Raw genomic sequence first — 20,629 nt, 5'->3', positions numbered from 1 at the left:
CTCGAAATGGGCCGCCCCGGGCTCGTTGCTGGCGCGCTCACCGTCGATAGGCATAGGGCGGTCCGCCGATACGCGGCGGCTCCTCGAAATTGTGCTTGCCGGGGGGCGACGGGATCGACCACTCGAGGCCGATCGCCTCCCAGGGATTCGATCCTGCGCGGCGGCCCCAGATCAGCGACCAGAGCAGGTAGACCGCCGGCATCAGATAGCCCGCCCCCCGGCATCAGATAGCCCGCCCCCAGGACGATGGCGCCGACCGACGAGATGTCGTGCAGCAACTGATACTGGTCGGGATAGGTGTGATAGCGGCGCGGCATGCCGGCGAAGCCCAGCAGGAACTGGGGCAGGAACGTCGCGCTGAAGCCGACGAACAGCGTCACGGCCGCGACGCGGGCCCAGATCTCCGGATAGAGCCGGCCGGTCATCTTCGGCCACCAGAAATGTATCCCGCCCAGATAGGCCGTGACCATGCCGCCGACCATGATGAAGTGGAAATGGGCCGTCACGAAATAGGTGTCGGTCAGATGCACGTCCACCGCCAGGGCTGCCAGGAACAGTCCGGTCAGCCCGCCGACCAGAAAGAAGCCGACGAAGTTCATGGCGTAGATCATCGGCGCGGTCAGGCTGATGCGGCCGCGGTGCAGGGTGGCGGTCCAGTTGAACACCTTGACGGCCGAGGGCACGGCGACGAGGTAGCTGAAGAAGGAGAACACCAGGCTGGCGTACATCGACTGCCCGGCGATGAACATGTGGTGTCCCCAGACCAGGAAGCCGATCAGCGCGATCGCCAGGATTGCGTAGGCCATCGCTCGATAACCGAAGACCGGCTTGCGCGCGAAGCAGGCGATGATCTCGCTCACCACCCCCATGCCCGGCAGGATCATGATGTAGACCGCCGGGTGGGAGTAGAACCAGAACAGGTGCTGGAACAGCAGCGGATCGCCGCCCAGCGCCGGATCGAAGACGCCGATCCCCAGGGTGCGTTCCAGCAGGATCAGGACAAGGGTGATCGAGAGTACCGGTGTCGCCAGCACCATGATCAGGCCGGTGGCGTAGTTCGCCCAGACGAACAGCGGCAGCCGGAACCAGCTCAGCCCCGGCGCCCGCATGGTGTGGGTGGTGACGATGAAGTTGATGCCGGTCAGGATCGAGGAGAAACCGACGACGAAGACCCCGGTCGCGGCCAACACCACCGCAGAATGCGCGAACATGCTGCTGTAGGGCGTATAGAAGGTCCAACCCGTGTCGACACCGCCGACGATCACGGTCAGCACCGTGAACAGCCCGCCCAGGGCGTAGATGTACCAGGACAGCAGGTTGAGCCGCGGGAAGGCCAGGTCCTTTGCGCCGATCATGATCGGCAGCAGGAAGTTGCCCAGCGTCGCCGGAATTGACGGGATCAGGAAGAACCAGACCATGACGATGCCGTGCAGCGAGAACAGGCGGTTGTAGGCCTCCGAATCGAAGAACAGCGGATTGGGGGTCAGCAATTCGAGCCGGATGGCCAGCGCCGCCGCCGCGCCGACGAAGAAGAAAGCGGTGATGGAGACGAGGTAGAGCCAGGCGATCCGCTTGTGGTCCGTGGTCGTCAGCCAGGCGCGGATCGACCGGTCGCCGGCGAGATAGCTGCCGGTGTCGGCGCGCACATCTTCGCCCCGGGCGCTCATCGGCCGCTCTCCACGACCGTATCGAGGGAGCGGATATAAGCGATCAGTTCGAGGATCTCGGCTTCGCTCACCTGCCCCTCGTAGCTCGGCATGATCGGCTGATAACCGGCCACGACATACTTGCGCGGCAGCAGAATGGAATCCCGAAGATAGGCGTCGTCGGCAATCACCGTGCTCCCGCCGGCGAGCGGGACCGGCTGACCGTGCAGGCCCGCAAGGGACGGAGCGCGGACATCGGACCGCGGACTGTGGCACCCCGAGCAGCCGAGCGCGGCGAACAGCGCTTCACCGGCCTCCGCGGGTGACAGGGGGGCTTCCCTTTCCGCCAGCCACTGCTGGAAGTCGCCGGGGCGCATTGCGACGACCTTTCCGCGCATTCGCGAATGATCGGCGCCGCAATACTCGGCGCAGAACAGTGAATAGACGCCAGGCTCTGTCGCCTCGAACCACATGCTGACATAGCGGTGGGGCAGCACATCCCGCTTCAGCCGGAAGGCGGGCACGTAAAAGCTGTGGATGACGTCCTGCGAGGTCATGCGCAGTTCGATCTTCCGCCCGACCGGCACGTGAAGCTCGTTGATCTCCCGTACGCCGTTCGGATGATGGAGCTTCCACATCCACTGCTTGGCGACGACGTTGACTGTCATCGCCCCCGGCGCACCGGAGAACTCCCGGAAGTAGAGGGAACCCGCCCAGGCAAATATGGACAGGAAGATGATCAGCGTCGCCACGACCGAACCTATCTCGATCCGGCGCGAATGGCGTTCGATGAAGCCGGAACCGCGGCCGCGGCCCGATCCGGCCCGGTAGTAGATGGTAAAGCAGAACATCGTCCCGCCGATCAGGACCACGGCCAGGACCGAGGCCCCGACCAGGGAATAGAACAGGTAGTCCAGTTCCCGCGCCACCGAGGAGGCCTGCTCCGGCCAGAGCAGCAGCTCGCCCGGCGCATCGGCGATGTAGGAGGGCGCCTGCCTGCTCATGCGCCCTCCTCCCGCCGGCGCCGCGCGCGGCGTTCGCGGACAAGCAGCAGGACCAGCCCGGCTCCCAGCAGAACCGCCGACCCCAGCCCGGCAGTGCGGAGAATGTTCGTCACCGCCAGGCTGTAACGACCGGTCTCCGGATCGAAGGTGAAGCAGCGCAGCGCCAGACGGTCGGCGACCGAACCCAGTTCCCCCCGGCCTGCCTCCAGCAGGGCCAGTTCGATGTCCTCCGACTGAAACTCCATCCCGACGAGATAGCGGTTCACCCGGCCCTGCCCGTCGATCAGGATCAGTCCGGCCGGGTGTCCGTAGGTGTCGCGCTCGGCGTCGTGAACGAATCGGAAGCCGACCGCGTCCGACAGCGCCGAGATCTCGGACTCGCGACCGACAAGCAGGTGCGCCGGCGGCGCGTTGCCCGCGCCCGCAAGATCGGCCAATGCCCGGCGCGCCTCGTCCGGACCGTCACCGGGATCGATGCTGAGCGTGATCAACCGGTAGTCCTCGCCCGGGGCGAACGCCACCTTGCGCAGGGCGTCTCCCAGATTGCGGAAGATCACCGGGCATATGTTGGCGCAGGAGTACCAGCCCATGACCAGCACCGCCGGCTTGCCGTCCAGAACATCGCCAAGCCGCGCGCGCTCGCCATGGCGATCGCGAAAGGCGATATCGGCGGGCACGGTCGCGCCTATCTTCTGGTCGAAGCCGATCCGCGCCTGCATGTCGCGCTGGGTTTGCGCCGCCCCAGACGCGCCCGCTGCAAGCAGCACCGGCAGGAACACGGCGGACAGCCACCTCGCCTTGCTCATGGCTCCGCCTCCCCCTCACGGCGCTGCACCAGGAGTTCCATAGCCCGCTCCACGGGAATGCGAGCGATGCCCCGCTTGCGGTCGACCCAGCCATAGCTCTCCAGCCGCGCCCGGGCCTGTGCCTGCATCCGCTCCAGATCGGCTTCGGGCGCGGGCTGGGAGGCCGGACCCACAACGGGCGGCGCCTCGACGATCGCCGCCTGTCCCGGCGGCGCGGGCCAGATCCACCTGCCCAGAGAGATGGCCAGGGCGGCAAGCACGCCAACGACGGCCAGGAACAGCAGCGCGCCGCGCAGCGCCCGGCCGGCGGGAAGTTCCGTCGATCCATAGCGGCGCTGTTCCGTCCGGCCGCTCATTCTGCCCCTCCCCCGCCGGCGTTCCGCCGGTAATGAAGACTGCCGCTCAGGCCGGCCAGGCCGCCAACCGTCAGCAGCGCCGCCGGTGTCTGCCAGAAGAGGGCCGGGCCCTTGTGGTGAAGGCTGGGCAGCACGAGCCAGAGGCTTTGCAGCAGATGCCCGAAAAGCACGGCGCCGGCGGCGAGCCGCACCGCGCGCCGGCTCTGCCGGCCTGCCGGCATGGCCAGAAGCAGAACGGGAACGGCGAAGAACAGGGCGGTCATGGCGACGGTGACGACACGCCAGCCGCCGGCAGCGCGGTCGAGATACCAGCCGATCTCGTGCGGCAGGTTGGCCATCCAGATGATCAGGAACTGCACGAAGGAGGTGAAGACCCAGATCAGCAACACGCCGAGCAACAGCGTCGCGAAATCGCGGACGCCTCGGTCCATCGGCGTCTCGCCAAGGAGAGAAAGCAGCAGGGCGGCAGCCATGGCCGGCGCCGTGAACGCGGCCATGCAGACCACACCAAGAACATCGGAATACCAGTGCGGATCCAGCGACATCACCCAATCGAAGCTGAAGAAGGTCACGCTCAACGCCCACAGCACTGCGCCGGCCGCGGCGAGGCCGCGGTCCGGGCGAAATCCGGTGCGCCATGCGCCCAACGCCCATGCAAGACCGATCCAGATGACGGCATGGAGGACGAACCGGGCGGTCAGAAAGCCCTGATCCAGATAGAACCGCTTGTCGGCCAGGTGATGTCGCAGGTCCGCCGGCGGATCGATCCAGGCGAAGACATGTTCGGGGCCGGCGGCAAGGATCACCGCGAAGGGGAGCAGCGCCGCCGGCAGCGTGGCGAGGAGCGCACGCACCGGAACATCCGTGGCCCGGCCCCAGGCGCCGCCGGTCAGGCCATGAGCGATGCAGATGGCCATCGCGCCCAGCGGCAGCGCCAGCCAGAACAGGCCGGCGGCGGCGAGCGCCTGCATCAGTCCGCCCAGGTCGGTGAGGGCGCCGACAATGCAGAGCACCGCCCCGGATGCGGCGCCGAAAGCGAAGAGATATCGCGCGCCCGAGCCTGTCATTGCACCGCCTCCCCTTCGGGCAGTCGCATGCGCAACGCAGCGGGCAGCGAAGCCGCCTGGACGTGCTGGCTGAGTTGCAGGGCGCGGACATAGGCGACCACCGCCCAGCGGTCCTCTGGCGCGACACGGTCGGCATAGGCGTACATCAGGCCCCGGCCCTCGGTGATGACGCGATAGAAGTGGTCGCCACCGGCCCGCCGCAGAGCCGCGGTGTGGAAGCTGGGCGGCGGCGGGAACCCCCGGCGGACCACCATGCCGCGCCCGTCGCCCGTGTAGCTGTGGCAGGGCGCGCAGATATTGTTGTAGAGGGTGCGCCCGCGGCGCAGCAGCGCCAGCGTCGTCTCGGGACGGGGCGGCGCCGGGGCGATCCGCTCATCCCTGGCGACGACGCCCTCGGGACGGGGCTGCTCCGCCAGCCCCCCGGGCAGGTCCGATGCGGTCTCATAGGCCTCCACCTTCGCCTGATCGCGCATTTCGGGCTGATCGCAGGCGGCAAGGGCGGCCAGCGCCGAAACGACGATTGCCATCATCCGCCGACCCGTCATCGCGGCACCTCCTGCACCGCAACGGGGCCCAGGCGGTCGAGAAAATTCCGGGTGGCATCACGCTCGAACCCGGAATCGCTCGACGCCACCACGAGCACGTAGCCCTCGCCGGCGACGAAACCATCCACATGGAAGATCGGATGGTAGTAGGCGGGAAAGCCGTTCTGCACGAACAGGGCGATCCCCGTGGCCAGCACGGCGCCCAGCAGGCCGACGGCGAAGGCGACCACCAGGAAAGGCGGCCAGGCGTGCAGTGGCCGCCCCCCGGCGTTGAAGGGAAAGTCGACCACGGCGGCGTAGTACTGCAGCGCGTACGCGGCCAGGGCGCAGACGACCCCCGCTGCGGTAGCGATCCAGGCCACGGCGTTTCCGCTTTCGCCGAGGGCGCGCTCGATCTCCGGTTCCGCCGCCGGCGCGTGGGCCTCGACATGTTCGTAACCGGCCGCGCGCGCCTGCCGCACGGCGGTCAGCAGCGCATCGCGGTCCGCGAAACGCGCGGCGATGCCATGGATTTCCCGCCCGCCGGTCATGATCGGCCCGCCTCTCGCATCTCCGAGATGGAGACGATCGGCACGATCCGCGCGAACAGCAGCAACAGGAAGACGAAGGCGCCGATGGAACCTGCCAGCACAACGGCGTCCGCGAGCGTCGGCCAGGCCTCGCCCCAGGCCGAGGGCACATAGTCCGCATGGGTGCTGGTCAGCACGATCTGGTAGCGTTCCAGCCACATGCCGACATTGACCGCCGTCGCCAGCAGGAACAGCGCCGGCGCCGAGCGACGGACGGTGCGGAACCACGCCGCCTGCAACAACACGACATTGCAGACGATCATGGTCCACCACACCGGGGCATAGGGCCCGGTCCAGCGGTCGATATAGACGTTCCGGTAGAACGCCTCGCCGGTATAGAAGGCGGTGAATATCTCCATCAGATAGGCGTAGTTCACGATCAGGCCGAAACCGAGCATCAGCCGGGCGAGTCGGTCGAGGTGATCGGCCGTGACCAGATCGTGCAGCCCGAACAGCGACCGCATGACGACCGCGATCATGATCACCGCGGCGAAACCGGAGAAGATCGCACCGGCGACGAAATAGGGCGGGAAGATCGTGAAATGATACCCGGGCACGATGCTGACGGCGAGATCCAGCGAGATGATTCCGGTCACGGTGACCACGATGGGGGCGGCGAGGATGGCGAGCACATGGCTCGCCTGCCGGTGCCGCCGCCAGTGGCGGACGGAATCGCGCCAGCCCATGGCCAGCAGTCCGTAGAAGATCTGCGCCTTGGCGTTGCGCGCGCGGTCGCGCAGGGTTGCGAGGTCGGGCAGCAGGCTGACGTAGAGGAATGTCGCCGTATAGACCAGATAGGTTAGGATCGCTGCGAAGTCCCAGACCAGCGGACTGCGCCATTGCGGCCAGAGCCCGGTGGTCCCCGGATAGGCCAGCAGGTAGTAGAAGAACCAGGGCCGCCCGAGATGCAGCAGCGGGAAGATGCCGGCCATGAGGATGGCGAACATCGCCATCGCTTCGGCCATGCGCGTGACCGGCGCGCGCCAGCCCTGGCGCGTGAGCATCAGGATGGCGGAGATCAAGGTGCCGGCATGGGCCATGCCGATCCACCAGATCGTGTTGACGATCGGGAAGGTCCAGGCGACGGGTATGTTCATACCGAACAGCCCGACGCCCCAGATCACGACTGCAAGGATGGCGGCCAGAAACGCCATGGCGAGCAGGCCGGCGAGCAGCAGCGCGACCAGCATGGCCGCGGGCGTCCGCCGCCCGAGCACCAGACCGGCCAGGCGCGCGGCCAGGGTCTCGTCCCGCACTTCCGCCGCCGCGCGCTCAGCCATTGCCCGCATCCCCGTCGAGTTCCGGGTTCGGGTGGCGCACACCGGCCACGTAGGTCGTGCGCGGTCTTGTATTCAGTTCCTCCAGCATGCCGTAGTTGCGAGGATCGGCCTTCCACCGGCTCACCTCGCTTTGCGGATCGGCGACGTCGCCGAAGATGATCGCTTCCGCCGGACAGGCGTCCTGGCAGGCCGTGCGTACCGCGTCCGTGGGGATCGGCCGGTCCTCTCGCTTCGCCGCGATCCGGGCGCGGCTGATCCGCTGGACGCAATAGGTGCATTTCTCCATCACGCCGCGCGCCCGGACGGTGACGCCCGGGTTCTTCTGTTCCGCCGGGGTCGGAATGCCGGCGTCGGGGCCTGCATAGTCGAACCAGTTGAAGCGGCGGACCTTGTAGGGACAGTTCTGGGAGCAGTAGCGGGTGCCGATGCAGCGGTTGTAGACCATCTCGTTCAGGCCCTCCGTGCCGTGCACCGTGGCCTCGACCGGGCAGACATATTCGCAGGGCGCGTTCTCGCAGTGCATGCAGGGCACCGGCTGGAAAACGGTATCCGGGTTCTCCGCCGGACCGGCGTGGTAGCGGTCGATCCTGAGCCAGTGCATCTCACGGCCACGCGCGACCTCCTCGGGGCCGACGACGGGAATGTTGTTCTCCGCCTGGCAGGCCGCGACGCAGGCGTTGCAGCCGATGCAGGCGTCGAAGTCGATCACCATGCCCCATTGGGGTCCTGCGCCGTCTCCGCTGCCCGCGGCGGGGCCCGGGACGGGCTCGGGATAGAGCGAGGTCTCCGGCGGCTTGCGGTGGGCGTGGGCGAAATCCGGGTCAGCGACGAATTCCGCCCAGTCGGCCCGCCGGACGATACCGCGGCCTTCGGGTTCGTGGTGATGCTGCGTGCTGGCCAGCGGCCTCCGCTCGCCGGTCGGCGCGATCCGCACGCCAGGACGCACCCACTCCGCGCCGGATGTCCTCAGGCGGTACGCGTCGACGCCGACGATGCGGTCCAGCGGTCCACCAGCCCGGCCATAGCCAAGCGTCAGTGTCACCGCCTCGTCGGGTTGACCGGGCAACACCCAGACCGGCGCTTCAAGCGTGCTCCCGCCCACTTCGAGCCGGACGACATCGCCGTTCTCCACCTTCAACCGCGCCGCGAGCGACGGCGAGATCAGAGCGGGATTGGCCCAGACCAGTTTGCTCAGCGGACGCGGCAGTTCCTGCAGCCAGGGATTGTGGACGAAGCGGCCATCGAAGGCCGCCGGATCCGCGCGAAACTGGAGGACGAGGGCTTCGGGCTCCGCCTTCGGCGATGGCAGTTCGGCAATGAATCCCGAACGCAGGGCCGGCGTACGCCACGGCTCGGCCGTGCCGTCGACGACGCCTTGCCGTAGAGCGCTGCGCCAGGCGGTATCGAAATCGTCGCCGTCCAGGCCGCGCTCGCGCCAGTAGTCCATCAGCAGGAGCCGCGGATCGGCGTCGAATTCGCCCTCCAGCGCAGCCATGAACTGCAGCGCCGTCCGCCCCCGGTGGAGCGGGCGGATCAGGGGTTGCTGCAGCGTCACATGCCCGAGGAAGTCGCGCACATCGCCCCAGCTTTCGAGCGGGTGGCTCGCCGGCGCATGCCAGCGCGCCCGAACGGCGGTTTCGTCGCGCTGCTGACCCCAATGGATCGAGCGCTCGACGCGCTCCGCCAGCAGACGACCGAAGGGGATATCAGCCGGCGCGGTGTGGACGGGGTTGGTCTCCAGCATGATCAGTGTCCCGACGGCGCCCGCTTCCATGTCTCGGGCCAGCTCGGCCAGGCCGCCCTGTCCTTCCGCCGCAACGGGCGCGATATAGCCGACCGTCCGCCCGTCATTGCCGAGCCGCCGATTGATCGCGCACACCAGCGCATGAACCGCCGGTGGCTGGGTCACGCCGGCCAGCACCGGCGCCCGGCCGGGATGGCTTTCGAGATCGCGCACGACGGCGTCGAGCCAATACTGCTCTCCGGCCGTCAACCCGTGCGCCGCGACAGCGATTCCCAGCCGCTGGGCGAGGCCGCGCGTCAGCGCCTCGATGCGATCGGCGCGGACCGGCAGTCGATGCTCGGCCGCCGCGCCGGCCAGGGCGGGCGTGCTCTCGACCGCATAGAGTCGCGCCGGGGGGTCGCCATCCGGTCCGGATACCCGACGCGCGGCGGCGAAATCCCGCGCATGTTTCAGGTGGGCGGGTTCTTCCGGCGAGAGGAAATCACAGTCCAGCGAAAGGATCACGCGCGCGCCGTCCAGGCGATGCACCGCCTCCAGGCGTTCGCCGAAGGCAATTTTGGCGCCGTCGGCGGCAGCGGTCCGCCCGACCGGCTCGTGAACATGCCAGCGCGCGCGTGGATGGTACTCGAGAAACCGTTCGATCGCCGCCAGCAGGCTGGGCGAACCAACCCGGCCCGTCAGCAGGCGCACCCCTGCCCCATCGCCGAGCGGGCTGGCGGCGAGATCGACGGCAAAGTCGTCCCAGGTCGACACATCGCCGCGTTGAAGCACGGCCTGGGAACGGCCCGGGTCGTAGAGATCGAGGATCGCCGCCTGGGCGAAGGCGTCGGTGGCGCGGCCGTTCAGCGGGTGGTCCGGGTTGCCTTCCAGCCGCGTCGGCCGTCCTGAATGGGTCTCGCCCAGGAGGCCCATGCCGTAGCCGGCGAGTTCCAGCGCCGTAGCATAATAGGTGGGCCGGCCGGGTAGATCGTATTCCGGCATCGTCACCCGCGGCACGATCTCTTCCTCCGGGGCCGGCTCGCAGGCAGCCAGCCCGGCGAGGCTCACGCCCCCGGCGAGCAACTTCAGCGCGCCGCGCCGATCCACGGGCGGCGTCGGGTCTGCGCCCGGTGCATCCGGCCCCGCCTGCATCGGTGAGGAGACGTAGCCGCCACCGGGGGAACGCCAGTAGTCCGGCGGATCCGTGGTGTCGTCCCGCGCGCTCATCGGTGACAGACCCAGCAGTCGGTGAGGCCGGCGGTGCGGATGCCGCGCGCGCGCATCACCGCCGCACCGACCGCGCGGCGTGACTGCCCCTCCGGCGGCTGCCAGCCCATGGCGTACACGGCGTCCGGCGGCCGCAGCCGTGGCGCCGGGTCGCGATGGCATTCGAGGCACCAGTCCATGGTCAGCGGCGCCGCCTGCCGGGTGAGCGGCATGCGGTCGACGCGGCCGTGACAGGTCTCGCAGCCGACGCCCTGCGCGGCGTGCACGCTGTGGTCGAAATAGACGTAGTCGGCGAGGTCGTGGAGGCGGTTCCAGCGCAACGGCCTGTCCAGACGGAGAGACGCGCGCACGGGCCGCAGCATCTCCGCTTCGGTCCAGAGCTGCGAATGGCAGGTCATGCAGGTTTCGGTCGAGGGCATGCCGGCGACCGGCGCGCGCTCGGTTCCGGCGTGGCAATAGCGGCAGCCGATTCCGAGCCCGCCCACATGATGGGCGTGGCTGAAGGGCACCGGCTGCTCGACCACCCGGCCCTCGCCGGTGAACCCGTCGGAATGCACGAACAGGAAGCCGCCGCTCAGGAGCACCGCCGCGCCGACCGCCAGCACGAGCAGAACTGCGCGCGCGAGCACGTTGGCATGGGGCGGAAACCTTTGCGCCATTCGGACTTCCCCCCTTGCAGGCGAGGCCGACTTTTTCTTGGGCGCCACAGCCGTAGCCGGCATGGCGCGGGATGGCTTGTCTCTGGATTCAGCTAAGCGCCGCGGTGGTCATTTCAAGTTGAACGCGCCGCGCGCACCTATCGACCCGCCCCCGAACAGGGGGACGGCGACCGAGACGGCGATGGCCCGATGCCGCGCGTGCGGCGGTCAGCGTGCCCGGTTCAGGCGTCGGACTCGCGCTTGCGGTTGAAGTCGAAGAAATCGTTGCCCTTGTCGTCGATCACGACGAAGGCCGGGAAGTTCTGCACGTCGATCTTCCAGACCGCTTCCATGCCCAGTTCCTCGAAATCGAGCACCTCGACATTGGTGATCTCGTCCTGGCCGACACGCGCAGCGGCGCCGCCGATGGAGCCGAGATAGAAGCCGCCATGCTGCTTGCAGGAATTGACCACCTGCTTGGAGCGGTTGCCCTTGGCGATGGAGACCATGGAGCCCCCCAGCGCCTGGAACTCGGCCACATAGGGATCCATGCGCGCGGCCGTGGTCGGACCGAAGGCGCCGGAGGCGCGGCCTTCCGGAGTCTTCGCCGGACCGGCGTAGTAGACCGGATGATTCTTGATGTAGTCGGGCAGTTCGCCCCCCTGGGCAACGCGCTTCGACAGCTCGGCATGGACGATGTCGCGCGCCACGATCATGGTGCCCGACAGCAGCACCGGCGTCTCGACCGGCAACCGGGTCAGGATCGAACGGATCTCGTTCATGGGCAGGTTGAGATCGATGCTGACGGCGTCGCCCATGTCGATCTCCTTCTCCGGCAGATAGACGGAGGGGTCGCGCACCAGAGCCTCCATGAACACGCCTTCGCCGGTGATCTTGGCCTTGGCCTGACGGTCGGCCGAACAGGACACGCCGATACCGATGGGCAGCGAGGCGCCGTGCCGCGGCAGGCGGATGACGCGGACGTCGTGGCAGAAATACTTGCCGCCGAACTGCGCACCGATGCCCAGATTCTGGGTCAGCTTGTGGATCTCCTGCTCCAGGCCGATGTCGCGGAAGGCGTGACCGGACATCGACCCTTCGGTCGGCAGTTCGTCATAGTACTTGGTCGAGGCCATCTTGACGGTCTTCAGGGTCTGCTCCGCCGACATGCCGCCGATGACGATCGCCAGGTGATAGGGCGGGCAGGCGGCGGTGCCGAGCTTGGGCAGTTCTTCCGCGAAGAACACCATCAGCCGCTCCGGATCGAGCACGCGCCGCGTCTGCTGAAAGAGGAAGGTCTTGTTGGCCGAACCGCCGCCCTTGGCGACGAACAGGAACTTGTAGGCGTCGCCGCCCACCGCCTCGATGTCGATCTGGGCCGGCAGGTTGGAGCCGGTATTCTTCTCCTCGAACATCGACAGCGGCGCCATCTGGCTGTAGCGCAGGTTGCGGCTGGCCCAGGTGCGCTGCACGCCCTCGGAGAGCGCGGCGCCATCGTCGCCCTCCACCAGCACGTACTGGCCCTTCTTGCCGGAGATGATCGCCGTGCCCGTGTCCTGGCACGAGGGATACTCCATCGCGGCCGAGATGTTGGCGTTCTTCAGCAGCTCCAGGGCGACGAACCGGTCGTTCGCCGACGCCTCGGGATCATCCAGAATGGAGCGCAGCTGCTCCAGGTGCGCCTTGCGGAACAGATGGCTGATGTCGGCGAAGGCGGTCTCCGCCAGATGGCTGATCGCATGCGGTTCGATCACGGTGAAGCTGCGGCCGCCGAGGGTTTCGGTCTTCACCCCGTCGACGTCGAGCTTGCGGTATTCGGCGGTGTCCGCGCCCAGCGGAAACAGCGGCTGATATTCGGTCATGACGATCCCCCTCGATCGGCCGTCGCGGACGGCCACCGGTCCCGGCCCTAGAAGACCACAAAAGACCGCCCGTGGCAGCCCCCCAGATGTCCCTGCGGGCTTGCCGGCGGGGCCTCAGTCCTTGCGGGTCTTGATGAGCTGGTCGAGCTGACGCTGCATTTCGTCGAGCTGGCCCTTGAGCCGACCGATGTCGTCCTCGCCGGCGTCCCCCGACTCCTCGGCGCTGGAGGACTTCCCGGCCCCGCGCGTGACGCCCGCGAACGGATTGAACATCGCCATCGTCTGTTCGTAGAGTTCCATGTTGCGCCGCGCCGCTTCCTCGAACTGCTTGATCGGCATTTCCAGCGCGCCGCCGAACTGGTCCTTCATCTGCTCGCGATTGCGGGCGAAGGCTTCCATCGACATCTCCAGATAGCCGGGCAGCACGTTCTGCAGGCTGTCGCCGTAGAAGCTGATGAGCTGACGCAGGAAGTTGACCGGCAGCACGCTCTGTCCCTTGCCCTCGGCCTCGAAGATGATCTGGGCGAGCACCGAACGGGTGATGTCTTCGCCGGACTTGGCGTCGTAGACGAGGAAATCCACATCGTCGCGCACCATCTCCGCGAGATGGTCGAGCGTGACATAGGACGAGGTGGACGTGTTGTAGAGACGCCGGTTCGCGTACTTCTTGATCGTCACCGGACCGTCGTCTTTACGCTCGCTTTTGGCCATGAAACCCCGCGGAAACAAGTTCTGCATGAAACTTCACTATCGCGCCCAATTGCTGCAACGCGCAAGAAGTTTGCGCACTGCACAGTCGATGGGGCGGCTTGGCCGCACCCTGTGCCCGGACTAGAGTGCCGTCATGAGCATTGGCGAAAGGCCCGCCATCGACCGCCTGGCCGTCCGCTTCATCCGGCTCTGGCAGGAACAGCTCGCGCAGATGAACGCCGAACCCGTCATCGGCCGGGCCGCGCGGGAATGGATCGAACGGCTGAGTAATGACACCCCCGGAGACGACAACCCAGCCGCCGGCGATCCGCCGCATCTCGCCGAGGCCTCTCGGCCTGCACCTGATGTCGGCAGCGATGTCGCTGACCGGGGCGGCGGCGGCCCTGCCGCTGGCGCGGCGGGGGCTGATCCGGTGGCATCCGGCGCTCGCCGCCGAAGCCGAAGCCCTGACGGCGGAGATCGCCGAAAGCGATGAGACGGACCTGACTCTGGCAGTCATGGAACAGGTCCAGGAGCGCCTGTCGGCCACGCTGCGGGGGATCGAACTCTACCAGGGCCACGGCTATGCACGCCGCGTGACCGAGCCGCCGGCCGCCTGGGAACAGGGACCGGCGCGGCTGCTCGACTTCGGCGGCGGCGGCCGTCCGGTGCTGTTTGCGCCCTCGCTGGTCAACCGGGCCCATGTGCTGGACCTGGACGAGGGCGCCAGCCTGATGCGCTGGCTCGCCGGCCGAGGCCGGGTGCGGCCGATGCTGATGGACTGGGGCGCGCCGGCAGGCCCGGTGCGCGGCTACGGCACCGCCGACTATGTCACCGGGCCGCTGGCCGACGCCCTGGCGCATGTTGCGGAGATGGCCGGGGGACCCGCGCCGCTTGTGGGCTACTGCATGGGGGGCACGCTGTCGGCGGCCGCGGCCCAGCTCTACCCGGACCGGGTTTCCGCGCTCGGCCTGCTGGCCGCGCCCTGGGATTTCCACGCCAGCCTGTCGCCGCAGGCGAAGGTCTACGCCGGATCGGTCGGTTTCTGGCGGCCGGTGCTGGAAGCCTTCGGCGAGATGCCCGTGGATCTGCTGCAGAGCTTCTTCGCCGCCCTGGATCCCAACCTGGCGCAGCGCAAGTTCGAGGCCTTCAGCCGGCTGGACATGGACAGCCCCGAAGCCCGCCGCTTCGTCGCCCTGGAAGACTGGCTGAACGACGGCGTGCCCCTGACCGCCCGCGTCGCCGAGGAAACCCTGAACGGCTGGTTCGGGCAGAACCGCGCCGCCACCGGCCACTGGCTGATCGACGGCGTTGTCATCGACCCGGCGCGCATCGCCGCCCCGGCCTTCGTCGCGATCCCGGAAAAGGACCGCATCGTGCCGCCGGCCTCGGCCGCCGCTCTGGCGGCGCTGCTGCCCGGCGCAACCACGCTCCGGCTGCCCGCCGGCCATATCGGCATGGTCGTGGGACGCCATGCGGAAACCACCCTCTGGCGGCCGCTGGAGCGTTGGCTGGCGGCGGTGGAATGATTTTGCTGCAACGCAGCATTCTTCGCGACACATTGAAGCACAAATCAGGGGCCTGTTTACTGTGACGTCGCGGAAGCGCATCATCGCGGCAGCGCAATATCAAGATTGCTGCGATGCAAAATCGCCTGCCGCGGTTTGGCGTCGCTCGGACGTTCCGATCCCGGGAGGAAACCAATGACCGAAATCGTAATAGCATCCGCCGCGCGCACGCCGGTGGGTTCCTTCAACGGCGCCTTCGGCTCGGTGCCCGCGCACGACCTGGGCACCACCGCGATCAAGGGCGTGCTGGATCGCGCCGCCGTCGATCCGGCCGAAGTGTCGGAAGTCATCATGGGCCAGATCCTGTCCGCCGGTCAGGGCCAGAACCCGGCCCGCCAGGCCTCCATCAACGCCGGCGTGCCGCAGGAAAGCCCTGCCTGGGGCGTCAACATGCTGTGCGGCTCCGGCCTGCGCACGGTCGCGCTGGGCTGGCAGGCGATCAAGAACGGCGACAGTTCGGTCGTCGTGGCGGGCGGTCAGGAGAGCATGTCCCAGGCGCCGCACGCGGCCTATCTGCGCAACGGCCAGAAAATGGGCGACCTGAAGTTCGTCGACACCATGCTGAAGGACGGCCTGTGGGACGCCTTCAACGGCTACCACATGGGCAACACCGCCGAGAATGTCGCCGAGAAGTGGCAGATCACCCGCGAGACGCAGGACGAGTTCGCACTGCGCTCCCAGCAGCGGGCCGAGGCCGCCCAGAAGGCCGGCCGCTTCAGGGACGAGATCGTGCCGGTCACCGTGAAGGGCCGGAAGGGCGAGACCGTGGTCGAGGACGACGAATACATCCGCCACGGCGCGACGCTCGAGAGCCTGCAGAAGCTGCGCCCGGCCTTCACCAAGGACGGCTCGGTGACCGCCGGCAACGCGTCGGGCATCAATGACGGCGCCGCCGCGGTGCTGATGATGACCGAGGAGGAGGCGAACCGCCGCGGCATCGAGCCGCTGGCTCGTATCGTCTCCTGGGCCCAGGCCGGCGTCGATCCGGCGATCATGGGCGTCGGGCCGATCCCGGCCACGCGCCGTGCGCTGGAAAAGGCCGGCTGGACGGTCGACGACCTGGACCTGATCGAGGCCAACGAGGCCTTCGCCGCCCAGGCCTGCGCCGTCGGCAAGGACCTCGGCTTCGATCCCGAGAAGCTGAATGTCAATGGCGGCGCCATCGCCATCGGCCATCCCATCGGCGCGTCGGGCGCGCGGGTGCTGAACACGCTGCTGTTCGAAATGCAAAAGCGCGACGCCAAGAAGGGCCTCGCGACGCTGTGCATCGGCGGCGGCATGGGCATCGCCATGTGCGTCGAGCGCTACTAGGCCGCGCGGCGGGCTCCCCACCCGCCCGGCTGCGGCCGGGCGGGACCGCCGCAACGGCACCCTCCCCCAACCTCCCCAGAAAAGAAACTCCCCAGAGGAAACGATCATGGCACGAGTGGCAATCGTCACCGGCGGCACCCGCGGCATAGGGCGCGCCATCTCCGAAACCCTTCGCGACGCGGGCTACAAGGTCGCGGCGAACTACGCCGGCAACGAGGCGCGCGCCAAGGCGTTCACCGAGGAAACCGGCATCGCCTCCTACAAGTTCGACGTCGCCGACCACGATGGTTGCCAGCAGGCCTGTGCCCAGATCGCCGAAGACCTCGGCCCGATCGACGTGCTGGTGAACAACGCCGGCATCACCCGCGACGGCACGCTGATGCGCATGAGCCACGAAGACTGGCAGGCGGTGGTCGACACCAATCTGGGCGGCTGCTTCAACATGGCCAAGGCCTGCTTCGCCGGCATGAAGGAGCGGGGCTTCGGCCGCATCGTCAACATCGGCTCCATCAACGGCCAGGCCGGCCAGTACGGCCAGGTGAACTACGCCGCCGCCAAGTCCGGCATCCACGGCTTTACCAAGGCCCTGGCGCAGGAAGGCGCCCGCTTCAACATCACTGTGAACGCCATTGCGCCGGGCTATATCGACACCGATATGGTGGCCGCCGTGCCGGCCAACGTGCTGGAGAAGATCGTTGCCAAGATCCCTGTCGGCCGCCTGGGCCAGGCCAACGAGATCGCCCGTGGCGTGCTGTTCCTGGTGGGCGACGACGCCGCCTTCGTGACCGGCTCGACCATGTCCATCAATGGCGGCCAGCACATGTACTGACGCGCCGGCGTCAGCGGGAATCCGAACGGGGCCGTCGTCCGGCAGCGGGCGGCGGCCCTTTTCGTGACGCTACGATTTTCCAACACTTTTCCCGGTACAGGCGTATAGGCACGCCGATCCATTCGGGAACCCGCACCGTGCTGACGCCCCTCCAGATCCACGACGTCTTCGACCTGCGCGAATGCGGGGAAATCATCCGCGTCGTCGAGAGCCGGCTGTTCGCCGACGCCGGGCTGGTGCGCGGCGGAATCAACGACAACATCCGGCGCGCGCGCACCGCCTGGCTGGACTCGGACGGCGAGGCGGCATGGGCATTCGAGCGGCTGGTCGATACGGTCATCGGGGCGAACCGGGCGCATTTCGGCTTCGACCTGACAGGGTTCGACGAGAAGATGCAGATCGCCTGGTACGATGCGGACCATGGCGGCCATTTCGACTGGCACGTCGACATCGGCGATGGCCAGTTCGCCATCCGGCGCAAGCTGACGCTGGTGGTGCAGCTGAGCGACGGCGACAGCTATGCGGGCGGCGACCTGGAACTGAACGCCGACGGACGCCCGAAATCCGTCTCGCGGAAGCTCGGCGCGGCGACGCTGTTCCCCAGCTTCACGCCACACCGGGTCACGCCGATGACGCGGAGTTCCCGCTATTCCATGACGGCCTGGGTCCACGGCCCGGCGTTCCGGTGAGGGTCGGGGGCAACCGGCAACGCCTGTTGTCGCCGCGACGCCGCCTCCCCTTGCCTTGACGGGCGCTTTCTGTGAAACATTCTCCATCCAGCGCGCAAGCGTCGCGCGCGGCGGAATTCCGGCGGGGACCGGCCCTGGGGAGGGGCGTCCTCCTTCCGATCAAGGAGAACAGAACGATGATCGAGAAACTGCAGTTCTACATCGACGGCAAGTGGGTCGACCCGGTCGAGCCGAAGACCCTGGACGTCATCAACCCGGCGACCGAGGAAGCCTTTGCGCGGATCTCGCTGGGCAGCGCCAAGGACGTCGACAAGGCGGTCAAGGCCGCGCGGCGCGCCTTCGAGAGCTATTCGCAGACCACCAAGGAAGAGCGACTGGAGCTGATCGCGAAGATCCTCGAAGAATACAAGAAGCGATACAACGACCTGGCCGAGGCGATCCGCCTTGAGATGGGCGCGCCGAAAACGCTGGCGGAAAAGGTTCAGGCGGCCACCGGCATCGGCCACTTCAAGACCATTTCCAAGATCCTGCAGAACTACGAGTTCAACGAGGACCGCGGCTCCACCCGCATATGCAAGGAGCCGATCGGCGTCTGCGGCCTGATCACGCCGTGGAACTGGCCGGTCAACCAGATCGCGGCCAAGGTCGCGCCGGCGCTGGCGGCGGGCTGCACCATGATCCTGAAGCCTTCCGAGGTGGCGCCGATGAGCGGCGTGATCTTCACCGAGATCCTGGACGCCGCGGGCGTGCCGGCCGGCGTCTACAACATGATCAACGGCGACGGACCGGGCGTCGGCGAGGCGCTGTCGAGCCACCCCGGCATCGACATGGTTTCCTTCACCGGCTCCACCCGCGCCGGCATCTCGGTGGCGCAGAACGCCGCGCCGACGGTCAAGCGCGTGGCGCAGGAACTGGGCGGCAAGTCGGCCAACATCATCCTGGAGGACGCCGACTTCCAGAAGGCGGTCTTCGGCGGCGCCATGGGCTGCTTCGGCAATACCGGCCAGTCGTGCAACGCGCCGACCCGCATGCTGGTGCCGATGGACCGCATGGACGAGGCCGGCGAGATCGCCGCCGCCGCCGCGGCCAAGGTGCGTGTCGGCGATCCGGCCGACGAGAACACCACCATGGGCCCGCTGTCCTCGGACGTACAGTGGAAGAAGGTGCAGGCCCTGATCGAGAAGGGCATGCAGGAAGGCGCGACGCTCGCCGCCGGCGGCCCCGGCCGTCCCGAGAACCTCAACAAGGGCTACTACGCCCGCCCGACGGTGTTCACCAACGTCACCAACGACATGACCATCGCCCGCGAGGAAATCTTCGGCCCGGTGCTGTCGATCCTGGGGTACAAGGACGATGACGACGCGGTGGCGATCGCCAACGACACCGACTACGGTCTTGCCGGCTACGTCTCCGGCGAGCCCGAGCACGCCAACCGGATCGCGGCGCGGATCCGCGCCGGCTCCATCCAGGTGAACGGCGCCAATGTCGACGTCTTCGCGCCCTTCGGCGGCTACAAGCAGTCCGGCAACGGCCGCGAATGGGGTGAGTTCGGCCTGGAGGAATATCTCGAGGTCAAGGCGATCCAGGGCCACAACGCGGCCTGACCGAAACCCCGCATCGCCGAATGAATGAGGGCGTTCCGGCTTCGGCCGGGACGCCCTTTTCCTTGGGGCGATGACGTCATTGCCCGGCTCATCCGGGCAATCCAGGCGGCTGCCCGGATGAACCGGGCAGCGACGGACGCCCTGCGGAAAGGGCAGCCCGCCCTATGACCGGTCGGCGATGTGGACCACGCGCTTGCCCAGATTGTCGCCCTGCAGCATGCCGATGAAGGCCTGCGGCGCATTCTCCAGCCCCGTGACGATGTCCTCGGCGACCGACATGCGGCCCCGGGCGATGTGATCGGCCGTCTCCTCGATGAACGGCTCGATCAGATGGGCATGGTCGCGGACGACGAAGCCCTGGACGTGCAGGCGCTTGGAGACGATCTCGTTCAGGTTCCGCACGTGATAGGTCTCGGTCAGGTTGTACTGGCTGATCATGCCGCACATGGCGAAGCGGGCGAAATCGTTGGCGACCTGCAGCACGGCCTCCAGGTTGGCCCCGCCCACGTTCTCGAAGTTGACGTCGATGCCGTCGCCGCAGTAGAGGCGCAGCGCCTCGGCGATCGAGAAGAGCCGGTAGTTGAAGCCATCGTGGAAGCCGCATTCGCCGACGATGAAGCGGACCTTTTCGTCGGTCCCGGCGGATCCGACGACCCGCGCGCCCGCGATCCGGGCGAGCTGGCCGGCGACCTGCCCCACGGCGCCGGAGGCGGCGGAGACATAGACCGTCTCGCCCTCCTTCGGCTTGCCGATCAGCGTCATCCCGACATAGGCGGTGAGCCCCGGAAAGCCCAGCGTGCCGAGGTAGTAGGACAGCGGCGCCAGGTGGGGATCGACGACGCGCAGGCTCTCGCCGCCCTTCGCCACCGACCACTCGGCCCAGTCCAGCATGCCGTAGACGCAGTCGCCTTCGCGGAACTTCTCGTTGCGGCTCTGCGCGACCTGGCCGATGACGCGGCCGAACAGGGGCTCGCCGATCCGGAATCCGGCTGCGTAGGCCACCCCGCCCTCGTTCATCAGTCCGCGCATGTAGGGATCGACCGACATGTAGAGATGGCGGACCAGCACGTCGCCCGGCGCCAGTTCGGGTGTGTCCGCTTCTCGCATGGCGAAATTCTCCGGCGTCACCCAGCCCTGCGGCCGGCTGTTCAGCACGATCTGTCGCGTGGTCGGCATCGGCTTCTCCCCCTCCGAAAGCGGAGCGCAGTTTGCCCC

Annotated in this window: 18 protein-coding genes and 1 pseudogene; 5 read left to right on the top strand and 14 right to left on the bottom strand. The window is 67.8% G+C overall.

The annotated features are described in order from the left end of the window. Positions 1 to 37: 37 nt before the first annotated feature. The 13 genes and pseudogenes from CWC60_RS07645 to CWC60_RS23535 all read right to left on the bottom strand — a co-directional run bounded on the left by CWC60_RS07645 (position 38) and on the right by CWC60_RS23535 (position 13,750). Positions 38 to 1,667, bottom strand: a pseudogene (locus CWC60_RS07645) (cytochrome c oxidase subunit I). Then, complete coding sequence (gene coxB / locus CWC60_RS07640; protein WP_109793383.1) at positions 1,664 to 2,650, bottom strand: cytochrome c oxidase subunit II; 987 nt, start codon at positions 2,648 to 2,650, stop codon at positions 1,664 to 1,666. Before coxB ends, CWC60_RS07645 begins: the two are co-directional and overlap by 4 nt. Further along, positions 2,647 to 3,456, bottom strand: coding sequence for an SCO family protein (locus CWC60_RS07635; RefSeq protein ID WP_109793382.1), 810 nt, complete (start codon positions 3,454 to 3,456; stop codon positions 2,647 to 2,649). The genes coxB and CWC60_RS07635 overlap by 4 nt, the downstream gene beginning before the upstream one ends. Further along, positions 3,453 to 3,812 (bottom strand): hypothetical protein, encoded by a 360-nt coding sequence (locus tag CWC60_RS07630; RefSeq protein WP_109793381.1) that lies wholly within the window; start codon positions 3,810 to 3,812, stop codon positions 3,453 to 3,455. The genes CWC60_RS07635 and CWC60_RS07630 overlap by 4 nt, the downstream gene beginning before the upstream one ends. Further along, positions 3,809 to 4,879 carry a hypothetical protein gene (locus CWC60_RS07625; protein ID WP_109793380.1) on the bottom strand — a complete coding sequence of 357 codons (1,071 nt, stop codon included), beginning with the start codon at positions 4,877 to 4,879 and terminating at the stop codon, positions 3,809 to 3,811. Before CWC60_RS07625 ends, CWC60_RS07630 begins: the two co-directional genes overlap by 4 nt. Next, positions 4,876 to 5,424, bottom strand: coding sequence for a c-type cytochrome (locus tag CWC60_RS07620; protein ID WP_109793379.1), 549 nt, complete (start codon positions 5,422 to 5,424; stop codon positions 4,876 to 4,878). The genes CWC60_RS07625 and CWC60_RS07620 overlap by 4 nt, the downstream gene beginning before the upstream one ends. Then, positions 5,421 to 5,954, bottom strand: coding sequence for a DUF3341 domain-containing protein (locus CWC60_RS07615; protein ID WP_109793378.1), 534 nt, complete (start codon positions 5,952 to 5,954; stop codon positions 5,421 to 5,423). Before CWC60_RS07615 ends, CWC60_RS07620 begins: the two co-directional genes overlap by 4 nt. Then, positions 5,951 to 7,273, bottom strand: a complete 1,323-nt coding sequence (gene nrfD, locus CWC60_RS07610) for an NrfD/PsrC family molybdoenzyme membrane anchor subunit (protein ID WP_109793377.1) — start codon at positions 7,271 to 7,273, stop codon at positions 5,951 to 5,953. The genes CWC60_RS07615 and nrfD overlap by 4 nt, the downstream gene beginning before the upstream one ends. Continuing rightward, complete coding sequence (locus CWC60_RS07605; RefSeq protein WP_109793376.1) at positions 7,266 to 10,223, bottom strand: 4Fe-4S dicluster domain-containing protein; 2,958 nt, start codon at positions 10,221 to 10,223, stop codon at positions 7,266 to 7,268. Before CWC60_RS07605 ends, nrfD begins: the two co-directional genes overlap by 8 nt. Continuing rightward, positions 10,220 to 10,882: a cytochrome c3 family protein gene (locus CWC60_RS07600; RefSeq protein WP_109793375.1), complete on the bottom strand. Its 663-nt coding sequence runs from the start codon at positions 10,880 to 10,882 to the stop codon at positions 10,220 to 10,222. The genes CWC60_RS07605 and CWC60_RS07600 overlap by 4 nt, the downstream gene beginning before the upstream one ends. A 221-nt stretch (positions 10,883 to 11,103) precedes the next feature. Next, positions 11,104 to 12,723, bottom strand: coding sequence for a FumA C-terminus/TtdB family hydratase beta subunit (locus CWC60_RS07595; protein ID WP_109793374.1), 1,620 nt, complete (start codon positions 12,721 to 12,723; stop codon positions 11,104 to 11,106). 114 nt (positions 12,724 to 12,837) lie between these two features. Then, positions 12,838 to 13,434, bottom strand: a complete 597-nt coding sequence (gene phaR, locus CWC60_RS07590; RefSeq protein ID WP_109793429.1) for a polyhydroxyalkanoate synthesis repressor PhaR — start codon at positions 13,432 to 13,434, stop codon at positions 12,838 to 12,840. After that, positions 13,415 to 13,750 (bottom strand): hypothetical protein, encoded by a 336-nt coding sequence (locus tag CWC60_RS23535; RefSeq protein ID WP_164516394.1) that lies wholly within the window; start codon positions 13,748 to 13,750, stop codon positions 13,415 to 13,417. Before CWC60_RS23535 ends, phaR begins: the two co-directional genes overlap by 20 nt. A gap of 28 nt (positions 13,751 to 13,778) precedes the next feature. Between CWC60_RS23535 and CWC60_RS07585 the strand changes: the two genes are divergently transcribed. From CWC60_RS07585 to CWC60_RS07565, 5 genes are all read left to right on the top strand, one after another. Beyond that, positions 13,779 to 14,942, top strand: a complete 1,164-nt coding sequence (locus tag CWC60_RS07585) for an alpha/beta fold hydrolase (RefSeq protein ID WP_206419814.1) — start codon at positions 13,779 to 13,781, stop codon at positions 14,940 to 14,942. A 174-nt stretch (positions 14,943 to 15,116) separates the two neighbouring features. Beyond that, on the top strand, positions 15,117 to 16,292 hold the full coding sequence (locus CWC60_RS07580; RefSeq protein ID WP_109793372.1) for an acetyl-CoA C-acetyltransferase: 1,176 nt from the start codon (positions 15,117 to 15,119) through the stop codon (positions 16,290 to 16,292). A 106-nt stretch (positions 16,293 to 16,398) separates the two neighbouring features. After that, positions 16,399 to 17,121, top strand: coding sequence for an acetoacetyl-CoA reductase (gene phbB, locus CWC60_RS07575; RefSeq protein ID WP_109793371.1), 723 nt, complete (start codon positions 16,399 to 16,401; stop codon positions 17,119 to 17,121). Between the two features lie 137 nt (positions 17,122 to 17,258). Further along, positions 17,259 to 17,810 carry a 2OG-Fe(II) oxygenase gene (locus tag CWC60_RS23870; protein ID WP_206419813.1) on the top strand — a complete coding sequence of 184 codons (552 nt, stop codon included), beginning with the start codon at positions 17,259 to 17,261 and terminating at the stop codon, positions 17,808 to 17,810. 176 nt (positions 17,811 to 17,986) lie between these two features. Beyond that, a complete protein-coding gene (locus tag CWC60_RS07565; RefSeq protein ID WP_109793370.1) occupies positions 17,987 to 19,414 on the top strand; it encodes an aldehyde dehydrogenase family protein in 1,428 nt (475 codons plus the stop codon). 162 nt (positions 19,415 to 19,576) lie between these two features. Here CWC60_RS07565 and CWC60_RS07560 read toward each other — a convergent pair whose 3' ends face one another. Further along, positions 19,577 to 20,590, bottom strand: coding sequence for an NADP-dependent oxidoreductase (locus CWC60_RS07560; protein WP_109793369.1), 1,014 nt, complete (start codon positions 20,588 to 20,590; stop codon positions 19,577 to 19,579). Positions 20,591 to 20,629: the final 39 nt, after the last annotated feature.

The sequence above is a fragment of the Minwuia thermotolerans genome (genome assembly GCF_002924445.1).
In the GTDB taxonomy this organism is placed as follows: Bacteria; Pseudomonadota; Alphaproteobacteria; order Minwuiales; family Minwuiaceae; genus Minwuia; species Minwuia thermotolerans.
This window is presented reverse-complemented; position numbering and strand designations above follow the sequence as displayed.

What these genes read in the sequence shown, in the direction of transcription:
- CWC60_RS07635 (WP_109793382.1), bottom strand. Translation starts at nt 3,456, where the DNA reads ATGAGCAAGGCGAGGTGGCTGTCCGCCGTGTTCCTGCCGGTGCTGCTT.
- CWC60_RS07595 (WP_109793374.1), bottom strand. Translation starts at nt 12,723, where the DNA reads ATGACCGAATATCAGCCGCTGTTTCCGCTGGGCGCGGACACCGCCGAA.
- CWC60_RS07620 (WP_109793379.1), bottom strand. Translation starts at nt 5,424, where the DNA reads ATGACGGGTCGGCGGATGATGGCAATCGTCGTTTCGGCGCTGGCCGCC.
- nrfD (WP_109793377.1), bottom strand. Translation starts at nt 7,273, where the DNA reads ATGGCTGAGCGCGCGGCGGCGGAAGTGCGGGACGAGACCCTGGCCGCG.
- CWC60_RS07615 (WP_109793378.1), bottom strand. Translation starts at nt 5,954, where the DNA reads ATGACCGGCGGGCGGGAAATCCATGGCATCGCCGCGCGTTTCGCGGAC.
- CWC60_RS07560 (WP_109793369.1), bottom strand. Translation starts at nt 20,590, where the DNA reads ATGCCGACCACGCGACAGATCGTGCTGAACAGCCGGCCGCAGGGCTGG.
- CWC60_RS07625 (WP_109793380.1), bottom strand. Translation starts at nt 4,879, where the DNA reads ATGACAGGCTCGGGCGCGCGATATCTCTTCGCTTTCGGCGCCGCATCC.
- CWC60_RS07585 (WP_206419814.1), top strand. Translation starts at nt 13,779, where the DNA reads ATGTCGGCAGCGATGTCGCTGACCGGGGCGGCGGCGGCCCTGCCGCTG.
- CWC60_RS07630 (WP_109793381.1), bottom strand. Translation starts at nt 3,812, where the DNA reads ATGAGCGGCCGGACGGAACAGCGCCGCTATGGATCGACGGAACTTCCC.
- CWC60_RS23535 (WP_164516394.1), bottom strand. Translation starts at nt 13,750, where the DNA reads ATGCGGCGGATCGCCGGCGGCTGGGTTGTCGTCTCCGGGGGTGTCATT.
- phbB (WP_109793371.1), top strand. Translation starts at nt 16,399, where the DNA reads ATGGCACGAGTGGCAATCGTCACCGGCGGCACCCGCGGCATAGGGCGC.
- phaR (WP_109793429.1), bottom strand. Translation starts at nt 13,434, where the DNA reads ATGGCCAAAAGCGAGCGTAAAGACGACGGTCCGGTGACGATCAAGAAG.
- CWC60_RS07600 (WP_109793375.1), bottom strand. Translation starts at nt 10,882, where the DNA reads ATGGCGCAAAGGTTTCCGCCCCATGCCAACGTGCTCGCGCGCGCAGTT.
- CWC60_RS07580 (WP_109793372.1), top strand. Translation starts at nt 15,117, where the DNA reads ATGACCGAAATCGTAATAGCATCCGCCGCGCGCACGCCGGTGGGTTCC.
- CWC60_RS07565 (WP_109793370.1), top strand. Translation starts at nt 17,987, where the DNA reads ATGATCGAGAAACTGCAGTTCTACATCGACGGCAAGTGGGTCGACCCG.
- coxB (WP_109793383.1), bottom strand. Translation starts at nt 2,650, where the DNA reads ATGAGCAGGCAGGCGCCCTCCTACATCGCCGATGCGCCGGGCGAGCTG.
- CWC60_RS07605 (WP_109793376.1), bottom strand. Translation starts at nt 10,223, where the DNA reads ATGAGCGCGCGGGACGACACCACGGATCCGCCGGACTACTGGCGTTCC.